17 protein-coding genes are annotated in these 13273 nt (G+C 55.0%); 12 read left to right on the top strand and 5 right to left on the bottom strand.

Annotated features, from left to right (window positions below; all coding sequences use genetic code 11):
* Positions 1–94 precede the first annotated feature (94 nt).
* On the top strand, positions 95–445 hold the full coding sequence (locus GV764_RS10040; protein WP_161660030.1) for a DUF488 family protein, N3 subclade: 351 nt from the start codon (positions 95–97) through the stop codon (positions 443–445).
* Between the two features lie 50 nt (positions 446–495).
* On the opposite strand, the gene GV764_RS10035 is transcribed toward GV764_RS10040, so the two are convergent.
* The gene (locus GV764_RS10035) at positions 496–765 is read right to left on the bottom strand and encodes a hypothetical protein (protein ID WP_161660029.1); all 270 of its coding nucleotides are present in this window, start codon (positions 763–765) and stop codon (positions 496–498) included.
* Positions 766–950: 185 nt separating this feature from the next.
* Complete coding sequence (locus GV764_RS10030; protein ID WP_161660028.1) at positions 951–1193, bottom strand: hypothetical protein; 243 nt, start codon at positions 1191–1193, stop codon at positions 951–953.
* 405 nt (positions 1194–1598) lie between these two features.
* On the opposite strand from GV764_RS10030, the gene GV764_RS10025 reads away from it, so the two are divergent.
* On the top strand, positions 1599–1838 hold the full coding sequence (locus GV764_RS10025; RefSeq protein ID WP_161660027.1) for a DinI family protein: 240 nt from the start codon (positions 1599–1601) through the stop codon (positions 1836–1838).
* 74 nt (positions 1839–1912) lie between these two features.
* Here the strand turns inward: GV764_RS10025 and GV764_RS10020 are convergent, their stop codons facing one another.
* The gene (locus GV764_RS10020; protein ID WP_161660026.1) at positions 1913–2323 is read right to left on the bottom strand and encodes a hemerythrin domain-containing protein; all 411 of its coding nucleotides are present in this window, start codon (positions 2321–2323) and stop codon (positions 1913–1915) included.
* Between the two features lie 103 nt (positions 2324–2426).
* Positions 2427–2672 (bottom strand): hypothetical protein, encoded by a 246-nt coding sequence (locus GV764_RS10015; protein WP_161660025.1) that lies wholly within the window; start codon positions 2670–2672, stop codon positions 2427–2429.
* Positions 2673–2758: 86 nt separating this feature from the next.
* Here GV764_RS10015 and GV764_RS10010 point away from each other — a divergent pair, with 86 nt between their 5' ends.
* Complete coding sequence (locus GV764_RS10010) at positions 2759–3022, top strand: hypothetical protein (protein ID WP_161660024.1); 264 nt, start codon at positions 2759–2761, stop codon at positions 3020–3022.
* A gap of 49 nt (positions 3023–3071) precedes the next feature.
* On the opposite strand, the gene icd is transcribed toward GV764_RS10010, so the two are convergent.
* The gene (icd, locus tag GV764_RS10005; RefSeq protein ID WP_161660023.1) at positions 3072–4322 is read right to left on the bottom strand and encodes an NADP-dependent isocitrate dehydrogenase; all 1251 of its coding nucleotides are present in this window, start codon (positions 4320–4322) and stop codon (positions 3072–3074) included.
* Positions 4323–4438: 116 nt separating this feature from the next.
* On the opposite strand from icd, the gene rluE reads away from it, so the two are divergent.
* From rluE to GV764_RS09960, 9 genes are all read left to right on the top strand, one after another.
* Positions 4439–5092 (top strand): 23S rRNA pseudouridine(2457) synthase RluE, encoded by a 654-nt coding sequence (rluE, locus tag GV764_RS10000; protein ID WP_161660022.1) that lies wholly within the window; start codon positions 4439–4441, stop codon positions 5090–5092.
* 9 nt (positions 5093–5101) lie between these two features.
* Complete coding sequence (locus tag GV764_RS09995) at positions 5102–5560, top strand: NUDIX hydrolase (RefSeq protein WP_161660021.1); 459 nt, start codon at positions 5102–5104, stop codon at positions 5558–5560.
* 54 nt (positions 5561–5614) lie between these two features.
* A complete protein-coding gene (mnmA, locus tag GV764_RS09990) occupies positions 5615–6721 on the top strand; it encodes a tRNA 2-thiouridine(34) synthase MnmA (protein ID WP_161660020.1) in 1107 nt (368 codons plus the stop codon).
* 61 nt (positions 6722–6782) lie between these two features.
* The gene (gene hflD / locus GV764_RS09985) at positions 6783–7412 is read left to right on the top strand and encodes a high frequency lysogenization protein HflD (protein WP_161660019.1); all 630 of its coding nucleotides are present in this window, start codon (positions 6783–6785) and stop codon (positions 7410–7412) included.
* Positions 7413–7429: 17 nt separating this feature from the next.
* Positions 7430–8800 carry an adenylosuccinate lyase gene (gene purB, locus GV764_RS09980; RefSeq protein ID WP_161660018.1) on the top strand — a complete coding sequence of 457 codons (1371 nt, stop codon included), beginning with the start codon at positions 7430–7432 and terminating at the stop codon, positions 8798–8800.
* Positions 8801–8901: 101 nt separating this feature from the next.
* Positions 8902–9825 (top strand): DUF7916 family protein, encoded by a 924-nt coding sequence (locus tag GV764_RS09975; protein ID WP_161660017.1) that lies wholly within the window; start codon positions 8902–8904, stop codon positions 9823–9825.
* 85 nt (positions 9826–9910) lie between these two features.
* The gene (phoP, locus tag GV764_RS09970) at positions 9911–10585 is read left to right on the top strand and encodes a two-component system response regulator PhoP (protein WP_125291991.1); all 675 of its coding nucleotides are present in this window, start codon (positions 9911–9913) and stop codon (positions 10583–10585) included.
* Positions 10582–12069: a two-component system sensor histidine kinase PhoQ gene (phoQ, locus tag GV764_RS09965; RefSeq protein WP_161660016.1), complete on the top strand. Its 1488-nt coding sequence runs from the start codon at positions 10582–10584 to the stop codon at positions 12067–12069. The genes phoP and phoQ overlap by 4 nt, the downstream gene beginning before the upstream one ends.
* Positions 12070–12133: 64 nt before the next feature.
* On the top strand, positions 12134–13255 hold the full coding sequence (locus tag GV764_RS09960; RefSeq protein ID WP_125291989.1) for a ribosomal protein uL16 3-hydroxylase: 1122 nt from the start codon (positions 12134–12136) through the stop codon (positions 13253–13255).
* Positions 13256–13273: the final 18 nt, after the last annotated feature.

Raw genomic sequence — 13273 nt, 5'->3', positions numbered from 1 at the left:
GGCTGAGACGCAAGACTTATCCCAGACTTAGCCTTCAACGCGTCGTTTACCCCGCACTAGCGAAGCGGATCAATAAGCAGGAAAAGGAGACTTCATGATTGTCTGTAAACGCGTTTATGACGATGCGCTTAAGGAAGACGGCTACCGGATTCTGGTGGATCGTTTATGGCCCCGGGGAATCAAAAAAAGTGATTTACTGCACGATGAATGGAACAAAGCGCTGGCCCCCTCCAGCGCGTTGCGTAAAGCTTTTCACAGCGAGACTATCGATTTCAGCGAGTTTACCCGCCTGTATCGCGAAGAATTAATGGCGCAACAGGATGCATTGCACGCAGTGGCGGCGCGCGCCCGTGAGGGAAACATTACCTTGCTGTATGCCGCGAAAAACACTGCACAGAACCATGCACGGGTACTGGCGGATGTATTAATGGAAATAGCGAGTTAATCTTTCAGTGCTTTTGCCCGGCGGTGAGGCCGGGCGGTGGGGGATTACGCTCAGTGCGCAGTGATCTTTTCCAGCGGATAGCGCAGGTCTTTGCTGCCATTATTGATGGCGACCGTTCGTAAATGTCGGTTACAGATAAACCAAATCTCATTGCGATCGTTCGATAAAATATAAAATGCATCTGACGATTCGGACGCATTGAAGCATCCAAGGGCACGGTAGGCGGTTTCGGCATTAAATCCACTCTGCAGCGGAAACGGTCGCGGGCCATTTTCTAACTCGTGAATACGCACATACAGCCCTTCTTCCATCCAAATCATTTTTATTCTCCTGAGGACATCGCCTGCCATAAGTATAAGCACAGGCGGTTTTTTTTGCTGTGCGGTAAAAAGATTTCTGGTTAGCAAAACGTTGGCGTTCGGATTAGGCGCAAGCGTAGCGTGGGCTTGAAAAGATGCATTACACAGGCAAACGGGAAGCTTAGCGTCTTCCCGTAGGGACCAGATTAAATAGCGATTTTTTGGAATTCGTTCTCTTCACAATGATCGACATAGCGTTGCAGATCGTAAATCAGGCTTTTCGCCATGGAAGGCGTCATTGAAAAAAAAGGCGAATCAAAGGTCGTGGCATTCAGATTGTAGGAGGACGTGCAGTAGCCAATTTTAAATACCAAAACGTTTTGATCCGATTTTGGCCCAACCTGCCAACCGGTGACGGGAAATACAGGAAAATTGTTATCGCTGTTCATTTTTATTCCCTTATGACTTGTGTGATTATCCGAGAATAGCACCGCTTATCCTTTCCCACTAGCCATTCATTAGTGGTATTTTTCATTCGCATTCATAATTAGGATTTAACCGAAAGGCTTTGAAAATATTCACTTAAATGAAATTTTCATATTCGGTTGGCACAAAATATATTTCATAGTTAATAATGAGTTACTGGCAAAATATATTCTTATATTGATTTGATAAATTTTCACATAATCACTTAAAGAAATCATAATTAAAAAAAGTGCACATATATTTTGCAGAAATGTTAACAGTAAAAAGATTGCGATTTATGGCGCAGTTTTTTTGCGCTCAGGCCTGTTGTAACCCACAGTTTTAACGGCTAACATACTGTACAAACACACAGTAATACAGAGGTAGTTATGTTCGTCGAACTGGTATATGACAAGCGCAATGTGGCGGGCTTACCTGGCGCGCAGGATATCATTCTCGCGGAGCTGACGCGGCGCGTGCAGAAAATTTTTCCTGATGCGCAAGTCAGAGTTAAACCCATGCAGGCGAATGGGCTTAACAGCGATGCCAGCAAAAATGACCGTGAAAAGTTAAACCGGATGCTGGAAGAGATGTTCGACGAATCGGATATGTGGCTGGTTGCCGAGTAATCGCACCGTATTGCGGAGCTTAACCAACCATTAAACGGGAGCCTGCGGTTCCCGTTTTGTGGGTAGAACAAAGGTCATACTTGCTCAATCAGTGGATAAAATTGAACGTTTTCACGCTGCATACGCTCATACACTTTGCGCAGCACCGTATTGGCGTCACGCCGAAAGTCATCATCATGACCGATAATTTTATTTGCTGTATTCCAGCGCCGGGAAAACATTTCATACTCACCGACAATATCTGCCATTTCACGCTGAAATGTCAGGCTCATTCTTTTCAGTTTTTGATCCGCAATCTTTTCCAGGTAAGGGTATAAGAGCTGGTCTTCCGCCGATAAATGCACTTTGATTATCGAGCTCATACTTACGACGGTTTGCGCGATTTCCTGAGCGTTTTCAGTCACCCCAGCGCGACTGAGCGTGCGAAGCCGATCAATCTTTTCAATAATTTCGTGGTGCTGATTTTTCATTTTATCGATATTCACAGGCCTGTCCTTTTATTGCCTCAATACTCATAAGATACATCTTAAATACATATTTAACAGGAAGCAATCGACAGGCGAATTTATTAAATATCGCAAATTTAACTTATGTAAAAAATAAATAACCCAACAGTGCAATAGCAGCGAAAAATATCGGACCCGTGGCAAATGCCCATAAATTTTTATCTTGTTCGCCACGAATGTCATGAAAACGTTTTAGCGCGGCTTGCGGCGTTGCCGCTTCCACCTCCTCAAATTCTTTTTGATACCCCTGATTAAGCCAGTCCGCAGCCGCAGATTGCTCAACGGCAATGATCTTGCCCGCTTTTGAAAAGAAAAAATAAATCGCCATCGCTATCCCTCTTATGTGGTATCTCCACCACTCTACTCCGCCGCTATGATTACTCTCAATGATAATGCGCAAGTAAGTTGGCCGAAATGAATAACTTAACGCAAGAGCGATTAACGGCCCTGGCGGCAGGAGATACGGTGCAGGTGGAGGAGAGTGTCCATATGGCGCAAGAACTGCTGCAGGCCAGGCGACAGATTGCGATGCTGGCCGGGCAGCTATCGGCGCAGATCCGTTTGCCCGTTTGCAGCGTCAGCCCGGTATGTGAAATCGAAGCAGGCTACGCGGCAGGCGTGAACGACTGTAAAGAGGCGATACGTCGCGCGGGTTATCCCATTGCAGGCGATGATTAAAAAAACGGGAGCACTCAGGCTCCCGTTTATCCGCATCAGCGTTAACTGATTACATGTTTGCGATGATCGCGTCGCCAAACTCTGAACATTTCAGCAGCTTAGCGCCTTCCATCAGACGTTCGAAATCGTAAGTCACGGTTTTGGCGTTGATCGCGCCTTCCATGCCTTTAACGATCAGGTCTGCGGCTTCGAACCATTCCATATGACGCAGCATCATTTCAGCGGACAGGATGATAGAGCCTGGGTTCACTTTGTCCTGGCCTGCATACTTCGGCGCGGTGCCGTGGGTGGCTTCGAACAATGCGCACTCGTCGCCGATGTTGGCGCCCGGCGCGATACCGATTCCGCCAACCTGGGCTGCCAGGGCGTCAGAAATATAGTCGCCGTTCAGGTTCATACAGGCAATCACGTCGTACTCAGCCGGACGCAGCAGGATCTGCTGGAGGAACGCATCGGCAATCACGTCTTTCACGATAATGTCTTTGCCGGTGTTCGGGTTCTTGATTTTCACCCACGGGCCGCCGTCGATCAGTTCGCCGCCGAACTCTTCACGCGCCAGCTGGTAGCCCCAGTCTTTAAACGCGCCTTCGGTGAACTTCATGATGTTGCCTTTGTGAACCAGAGTCACAGACTCACGGTCATTGGTGATCGCGTACTCGATAGCCGCGCGTACCAGGCGTTTGGTGCCTTCTTCAGAGCACGGCTTGATGCCAATGCCGCAATGCTCAGGGAAGCGAATTTTCTTCACGCCCATTTCATCGCGCAGGAATTTGATGACTTTATCGGCTTCAGCGCTGTCGGCTTTCCACTCGATACCGGCGTAGATGTCTTCAGAGTTTTCACGGAAGATCACCATATCGGTCAGTTCCGGGTGTTTCACCGGGCTTGGGGTGCCCTGGTAGTAACGCACCGGGCGCAGGCACACATACAGATCCAGCTCCTGACGCAGGGCCACGTTCAGAGAACGGATGCCACCGCCAACCGGCGTAGTCAGCGGGCCTTTGATCGCCACACGGTATTCACGAATCAGATCGAGAGTTTCTTTCGGCAACCACACGTCCTGGCCATAAAGCTGGGTAGATTTCTCGCCCGTGTAGATTTCCATCCAGGAAATTTTTCGCTCGCCCTTGTAGGCTTTCTCAACAGCGGCATCAACCACTTTCAGCATCGCCGGGGTCACGTCAACACCGATACCGTCACCTTCAATGAACGGGATTACCGGATTGTTCGGCACAGTCAGTTTGCCGTTTTCTAACGTGATCTTTTTACCTTCAGCCGGAACTACTACTTTGCTTTCCATTCACCTCTCCTTCGAGCGCTCAGGGTGGATACGCATTTTTGTTAATGATTTGTAATAGGCGGGTCAATACTACCTGAATGTTTTGTCCCATGCTATGCCCTTATGATTACGTTATAATGCGTGAATCTGTCTCGTCTGAAAACACTATGCCAAAAACTTCTTTTAGAAATCACCAGCTTGAGCGATTCAGCCCGCGCAAGGCTCCACGCAAACCTAAATTCACTGGGCCGACGCAACTGATCCTGTTTAACAAACCTTACGATGTGCTACCGCAGTTTACCGATGAAGCCGGTCGCACCACGCTGAAGGACTATATTCCGGTGCAGGGCGTCTATGCCGCAGGCCGTCTTGACCGCGACAGCGAAGGCTTACTGGTGCTGACCAACGATGGCGCGCTCCAGGCGCAACTCACCCAGCCCGGCAAACGCACCGGGAAAATCTACTATGTGCAGGTGGAGGGCGAACCGGAAGCCGCCGCGATTGACGCGCTGCGCCACGGCGTGACGCTTAACGACGGGCCCACGCTGCCCGCTGGCGTAGAGCGCGTCGCTGAGCCTGACTGGCTGTGGCCGCGCACGCCGCCGATCCGCGAGCGCAAGTCGATTCCCACCAGCTGGTTAAAAATCACCCTTTATGAAGGCCGTAACCGCCAGGTGCGACGCATGACCGCCCACGTCGGCCACCCTACTCTGCGCCTGATTCGCTATGCTATGGGCGAGTACACACTGGATAACCTCGCCAGCGGCGAATGGCGCGCCGTTACGCGATAAGGAGTCAGAATGTTTAAACCGCATGTCACGGTCGCCTGTGTGGTACAGGCGCAGGGGAAGTTTTTGGTGGTCGAGGAAACGGTTCACGGTAAGGTGACGTGGAATCAGCCCGCCGGGCATCTGGAAGTGGATGAAACTCTGGTTGAAGCCGCTGCGCGCGAGCTGTGGGAAGAAACCGGCATCAGCGCGCAGCCGCAGACGTTTGTGCGTCTGCATCAGTGGATCGCCCCGGACAAGACGCCGTTCCTGCGTTTCCTGTTCGCCATCGATCTGGATGAGCCACTGCCCACTACCCCCCATGACAGCGATATCGAACGCTGCGTCTGGGTCAGCGCCGAAGACATTCTCAGCGCCACCCATCTGCGCTCGCCGCTGGTGGCGGAAAGCATTCGCAGCTATCAAACCGGGGTACGCTACCCGCTTGAGGTGGTTGGCGAATTTAACTGGCCGTTTACAAGGGATGCCTAAGGCGCAACTGCGTGCTAGAATACGCCGCCTTAGATTTTTGTCGTGAGTACTTCCATGTCTGAAAGCCCAAAAAAAGTGATCGTCGGGATGTCCGGCGGTGTCGATTCCTCGGTTTCTGCTTACCTGCTGCTTAAGCAGGGTTATCGCGTAGAAGGCCTGTTCATGAAGAACTGGGAAGAGGACGACGGCGAGGAGTACTGCACCGCAGCCGCCGATTTAGCGGATGCCCAGGCCGTGTGCGATAAGCTCGGCATTGTGCTGCATACCGTGAATTTCGCCGCAGAATACTGGGATAACGTGTTCGAGCACTTCCTCGCCGAATATAAAGCGGGCCGCACGCCGAACCCGGATATCCTGTGTAATAAAGAAATCAAATTTAAAGCCTTCCTGGAATTTGCTGCCGAAGATTTAGGCGCGGATTACATCGCGACCGGCCACTATGTACGCCGCGCCGATATCGACGGCAAAAGCCGTTTGCTGCGCGGCGTCGACGGCAATAAAGACCAGAGCTACTTCCTGTACACCCTGGGCCACGAGCAAATCGCCCAGAGCCTGTTCCCGATAGGGGAACTGGAAAAACCGGAAGTGCGCCGCATCGCCGAAGAACTCGATCTGATCACCGCGAAGAAAAAAGACTCTACCGGCATCTGTTTTATCGGCGAGCGCAAATTCCGCGAGTTTTTAGGCCGCTACCTTCCTGCCCAGCCGGGTAAAATCATCACCGTCGATGGCGATGAGATTGGCGAACATCAGGGGCTGATGTACCACACCCTGGGCCAGCGCAAAGGCTTAGGCATCGGCGGCACCAAAGAAGGCAGCGAAGATCCGTGGTACGTGGTGGACAAAGACGTTGCCAACAATATGCTGATCGTCGCCCAGGGGCATGACCACCCGCGTCTGATGTCGGTTGGCCTGATCGCCCAGCAACTGCACTGGGTGGACCGCGAGCCGGTTCGCGAAACCGTGCGCTGCACGGTGAAAACCCGTTACCGCCAGACCGATATCCCCTGCACTATCGTCCCGCTGGACGATGATCGCATCGAAGTGCGTTTCGACGAACCGGTCGCGGCGGTCACGCCGGGCCAGTCAGCGGTGTTTTATCAGGGTGAAATCTGCCTCGGCGGCGGGATCATTGAGCAACGCTTGCCGTTGCCGGTTTAATCGGATGCAGCCGATAACGCTGCCAAATTGAAGACACAGGGTATACAAGGAGTGGTTTAACGTGGCGAAGAACTATTACGACATCACCCTGGCGCTGGCAGGCATCTGCCAGTCGGCGCGTCTGGTGCAGCAGCTGGCTCACCAGGGCCACTGCGACAGCGACGCGATGCACGTGTCCCTGAACAGCGTTATCGACCTGAACCCGGATTCCACGCTGGGCGTCTTCGGCGGCAGCGAAGCGAACCTGAAGCTGGGTCTGGAAACCCTGTTGGGCGTACTGAATGCCAACAACCGTCAGGGGCTTAATGCTGAGCTGACGCGTTATACCCTGAGCCTGATGGTGCTGGAGCGCAAGCTCAACGCCGCCAAAGGCGCGCTGCAAACCCTCGGCGAACGCATCGACGGCCTGCAACGCCAGCTGGAGCATTTCGATCTGGAATCAGAAACGCTGTTAAGCGCCATGGCAGGCATCTATGTCGACGTGGTCAGCCCGCTGGGCCCGCGGATTCAGGTTACCGGCTCCCCTGCCGTGCTGCAAAGCCCGCAGGTGCAGGCTAAAGTTCGCGCCGCGCTGCTGGCCGGGATTCGCGCCGCAGTATTGTGGCATCAGGTTGGCGGCGGCCGCCTGCAATTAATGTTTTCTCGTCATCGTCTGACCAGTCAGGCGAAACAAATTCTTGCTCATTGTTAACCTCCCAGGAGTCACTGATGGAATTATCCTCCCTGACCGCCGTATCCCCGATTGATGGACGTTACGGCGATAAAGTCAGCGCTCTGCGCGCTATTTTCAGCGAGTTCGGTTTGCTGAAATTCCGCGTACAGGTCGAAGTACGTTGGCTGCAAAAATTGGCCGCGCACGCAGCGATCAAGGAAGTTCCTGCTTTTGACGCAGACGCAAACGATTTCCTTGACGCGATCGTGGCGCAGTTTAATGAAGCCGATGCCGCGCGCATCAAAACCATCGAACGCACCACCAATCACGATGTGAAAGCGGTGGAATATTTCCTGAAAGAGAAAGTGGCGAATGTCCCGGCGCTGCATGCGGTGTCTGAATTTATTCACTTCGCCTGCACCTCGGAAGACATCAACAACCTGTCTCATGCGCTGATGCTGCAAACCGCCCGTCAGGACGTGCTGCTGCCTTACTGGCGCCAGGTGATCGACGCCGTGAAAGCGCTGGCGCACGAGTATCGCGATCTGCCGCTGCTGTCGCGCACCCACGGCCAGCCGGCAACGCCGTCTACCATGGGCAAAGAGATGGCTAACGTGGCGTACCGTATGGAGCGCCAGTACCGCCAGCTCGGGCAGGTGGAAATCCTTGGTAAAATCAACGGCGCGGTAGGAAACTACAACGCCCATATCGCCGCCTACCCGGAAGTGGACTGGCACCAGTTCAGCGAAGAATTTGTCACCTCGCTGGGCATTCAGTGGAACCCTTACACCACCCAGATTGAACCGCACGACTACATCGCGGAACTGTTTGACTGCGTGGCGCGTTTCAACACCATCCTGATCGACTTCGACCGCGACGTGTGGGGCTACATCGCCCTGAACCACTTTAAGCAGAAAACCATCGCCGGCGAAATCGGCTCGTCCACCATGCCGCATAAAGTGAACCCGATTGACTTCGAAAACTCCGAAGGCAACCTGGGCCTGTCCAACGCGGTATTGCAGCATCTGGCGAGCAAACTGCCGGTATCCCGCTGGCAGCGCGACCTCACCGATTCCACCGTGCTGCGCAACCTGGGCGTGGGTCTCGGTTATGCGCTGATTGCCTACCAGTCTACCCTGAAGGGCGTCAGCAAACTGGAAGTGAACGCGGATCGCCTGCTGGACGAACTGGATCACAACTGGGAAGTGCTGGCAGAGCCGATCCAGACCGTCATGCGCCGCTACGGCATCGAAAAGCCGTATGAAAAACTCAAAGAGCTGACCCGCGGCAAGCGCGTGGATGCCGAAGGCATGAAGCTGTTTATCGACGGGCTGGCGCTGCCAGAACACGAGAAAACCCGCCTGAAAGCCATGACCCCGGCGAACTATATTGGCCGCGCGGTGGATATGGTTGACGAGCTGAAATAAGACTCGCCCAAAAATCTGCGAGTGACGCCGCCTTCGGGCGGCGTTTTTTTTGCCTGCTTCTCACTCCTGGGGTAGCGTAAAGAAAACCACAGGAGAAAAAGATGAAACGTTATCTCGATTGCAGCGCCTCGGAACTGGCGAACATTGAAAAAGACGATCTGATTTACGCTATTCGCGCCAGCGAAGGCCGAATCCTGGTCAGCGAGTGTATCGGCGCGATCCCCCCGCTGTTGAACAACATTACCAACGGCGAACTGGCCGCCAGCCAGGGGGCGGATATCCTGCTGCTCAATCTGTTTGACGTCTCTGCGCCGGTAATTCACGGCCTGCCCGCCGGGATTGACCCGCAGGAGACATTGCGCGAGCTACAGCGCCTGACCGGGCGGGTGATTGGCGTGAACCTGGAGGCGGTGGATCCCGCCCATGCCAGCCAGCACGATGAATTCTGGCAGATGACGCCAGGCCGCGCGGCAACCGCCGACAATGCCCGCAAACTGTATGAAATGGGCGCACGGATTGTGGTGCTGACCGGCAACCCCAATAACGGCGTCAGTAATCAGGCGATTGCCGCATCGCTGGATCTGATCCGCGCGGAAGTCGGCGACAAGCTGGTGCTGATCACCGGCAAAATGCACGGCGCGGGGATTGTACGGGAGAGCGGCAGCGCCCTGCTGACCGAACAGGATATCGCGCTGTTTATCGATAACGGCGCAGACGTGGTGCTGGTCCCTGCACCCGGAACGATTCCGGGCATGACCGTAGAGCGCGTTGCCGCGCTGATCGACGCCATCCACCAGCGTGGCGCGCTGGCGATGACGGCCATCGGCACCTCTCAGGAAGGCGCTGACCGCGACACCCTTCGCCAGATGGCGCTAATGAGTAAGATGGCCGGTGCCGATATTCATCATATTGGCGATACCGGCTATGCCGGGCTGGCGCTGCCGGAGAATATTTTTACCTACAGCGTCGCTATTCGCGGCGTTCGCCACACCTACAGCCGCATGGCGCGCTCAATTAACCGTTAGCAATCAGGGTGTTTAAACCTGGTTTAACACCCGCTACCGATAATTGACGTTACACTATGAAACAGATTCCTGATGAGGATTAAACATGCGCGTACTGGTTGTCGAAGATAATGCCCTGCTGCGTCACCACCTCAAGGTGCAGTTAACGGAACTGGGGCATCAGGTCGATGCCGCCGAGGATGCCAAAGAAGCGGACTATTTTCTCAATGAGCATGTCCCGGACATCGCCATTGTCGATCTCGGCCTGCCGGACGAAGATGGGTTATCGCTGATCCGCCGCTGGCGCGGCCATGACGTGACCATCCCGGTACTGGTGCTGACGGCGCGCGAAGGCTGGCAGGATAAAGTCGAAGTGCTGGGCGCGGGCGCGGATGACTATGTCACCAAGCCCTTTCATATCGAAGAGGTGGTGGCGCGGATTCAGGTACTGCTACGGCGCAACAGCGGTCTGGCCTCGCAGGTGATCACGATGCCGCCGTTTCAGCTCGACCTGTCACGCCGGGAGTTTTCCATCAATGACACCCCGGTAAAGCTCACCGCATTTGAATACACCATTATGGAAACGCTGATCCGCAATAACGGCAAAGTGGTGAGCAAGGATTCGCTGATGTTGCAACTCTACCCCGACGCGGAGCTGCGCGAGAGCCACACCATAGACGTGCTGATGGGACGCCTGCGCAAAAAAATCCTCGCCGAACATCCGGTGGATGTGATCACCACCGTGCGCGGCCAGGGCTACCGCTTCGATCTGCGTCCATGATAAAACTCCTGAGGCACCTTTTCCCTTTATCGCTGCGGGTGCGCTTCCTGCTGGCGACCGCCGCCGTGGTGCTGGTGCTGTCGCTGGCTTACGGCATGGTGGCGCTGGTGGGCTACAGCGTCAGCTTTGACAAGACCACCTTCCGGCTGCTGCGCGGCGAGAGCAATCTGTTCTATACCCTGGCGAAGTGGGAAAACGGCAAAATCAGCGTTGAGATCCCGGAAAACCTCAATCTGCAAAGCCCGACCATGGCGATGATTTACGACGAACGCGGCCACCTGCTGTGGGCGCAGCGCGACGTGCCGCTGTTAATCAAGGCGATCCGCCCGGAATGGCTGACCGCCAATGGCTTTCACGAACTGGAAACCGATTTTTCCGCCAGTAGCGCCCTGCTAGGCACCGATCTGTCGCTGCAAAAGCAGCTGCGCGAATTTCGCGACGATGACACGAATTATGAAATGACCCATTCGGTGGCGGTAAATCAGTATCCCGCGACCGAACTGATGCCCGCGCTGACCATTGTGGTGGTCGACACCATACCCATCGAACTCAAGCGTTCGTATATGGTGTGGAGCTGGTTTGTCTATGTGCTGATCGCCAACCTGCTGCTGGTGATCCCGCTGCTGTGGCTGGCGGCGTGGTGGAGCCTGCGGCCCATTCAGTCGCTGGCCCGCGAGGTGCGCGAGCTGGAAGAGCATCATCGTGAGCATCTCAACCCCGAAACCACCCGCGAACTCACCAGCCTGGTGACCAACCTTAACCGCCTGTTAACCAGCGAGCGCGAGCGCTACGACAAATACCGCACCACGCTGACCGATCTCACCCACAGCCTGAAAACGCCGCTGGCGGTGCTGCAAAGCACCCTGCGATCGCTGCGTACCGATAAGATGACCGTCAGCCAGGCGGAGCCGGTGATGCTGGAGCAGATCAGCCGGATTTCCCAGCAGATCGGCTATTACCTGCACCGCGCCAGCATGCGCGGCGGCAACGTGCTGATGAGCCGCGAACTGCATTCCGTAGCCCCGCTGCTGGATAACCTGACATCGGCGTTGAACAAGGTGTATCAGCGCAAAGGGGTCACCATCACGCTGGATATTTCCCCGGAAACCATGTTCATGGGCGAGCAGAATGACTTTATGGAAGTGATGGGCAACGTGCTGGATAACGCCTGCAAATATTGCCTGGAGTTTGTCGAGATCACTACCCGGCAAACCGACGACGCGCTGCATCTGTTCGTCGACGACGACGGCCCCGGCATTCCGCTCAGCAAGCGCTCGCTGATCTTCGATCGCGGGCAGCGGGTAGACACGCTGCGTCCCGGCCAGGGGGTGGGGCTGTCGGTGGCCCGGGAGATCGTTGAGCAGTACGGCGGCCAGATTATTCCCGGCGAAAGCCTGCTCGGCGGCGCGCGCATGGAGGTGATTTTTGCCCGGCAGGGCATAAATAGCGCAGAGAGCGGCGGTAATACGCAAAAAACGTCATAAAGGTCATGCAGAGGGGATGCCCCGCGTTATACTCCGCTAAGGTTCTATGCCGACGGAAAATAATATGGACTATCAACTTGATTTAAACTGGCCCGATTTTATTCAGCACCACTGGCAGAAGCGCCCGGTGGTGTTAAAGCGCGGCTTTAAAAACTTTATCGACCCCCTCTCCCCGGACGAACTGGCGGGTCTGGCCATGGAAAACGAAGTGGATAGCCGGCTGGTCAGCCATCTTGACGGGAAATGGCAGGTTAGCCATGGTCCCTTTGAGAGTTATGATCACCTGGGCGAAAGCAACTGGTCGCTGCTGGTGCAGGCCGTCAACCACTGGCATGAACCCACCGCGGCGCTGATGCGCCCGTTCCGCGCCCTGCCCGACTGGCGCACCGACGATTTGATGATCTCTTTCTCGGTGCCGGGCGGCGGGGTTGGTCCGCACCTTGACCAGTACGATGTGTTTATTATCCAGGGCGTGGGCCGCCGCCGCTGGCGCGTGGGCGAAAAAACGCCGCTCAAACAGCACTGCCCGCATCCTGATTTGCTCCAGGTCGATCCGTTCGAAGCGATTATCGACGAAGAGCTGGAGCCGGGCGACATTCTGTATATCCCGCCGGGCTTCCCGCACGAAGGCTATTCGCTGGAAAACTCCATGAACTACTCGGTGGGGTTCCGCGCCCCGAGCGGCCGTGAACTGATTAGCGGCTTCGCCGATTATGTGCTGCAACGTGAGCTCGGCAGCCAGCGCTATACCGATCCGGATGTGCCGACGCGCCAGTACCCGGCGGATATTCAGCCTCAGGAACTGGATAAGCTGCGCGGCATGATGCTCGATCTGATCAACCAACCTGAGCACTTTAACCAGTGGTTTGGCGAGTTTATTACCCAGTCGCGCCACGAACTGGACGTGGCCCCGGCGGAGCCGCCGTACCAGCCGGACGAAGTGTACGACGCGCTGAAACAGGGCGATTCGCTGGTACGCCTCGGCGGCCTGCGCGTGCTGCGCATCGGCGAAGAGGTGTTCGTCAACGGTGAGAGGATCAACAGCCCCCACCGCCCGGCCCTGAACGCGCTGGCGAATAATATTGTGGTCAATGCAGACAAACTGGGGGATGCGCTGGAAGATCCGTCATTCCTGGCAATGCTGGCGGCGCTGGTCAACAGCGGCTACTGGTATTTTTCTGACTAAATAAAAAAGGCAGGTGAT

Source organism: Atlantibacter hermannii, from assembly GCF_009907385.1.
Lineage (GTDB): Bacteria > Pseudomonadota > Gammaproteobacteria > Enterobacterales > Enterobacteriaceae > Atlantibacter > Atlantibacter hermannii_A.
The sequence above is the reverse complement of the archived record's forward strand: the minus strand, read 5'-3'. Positions and strand labels throughout refer to the sequence as shown.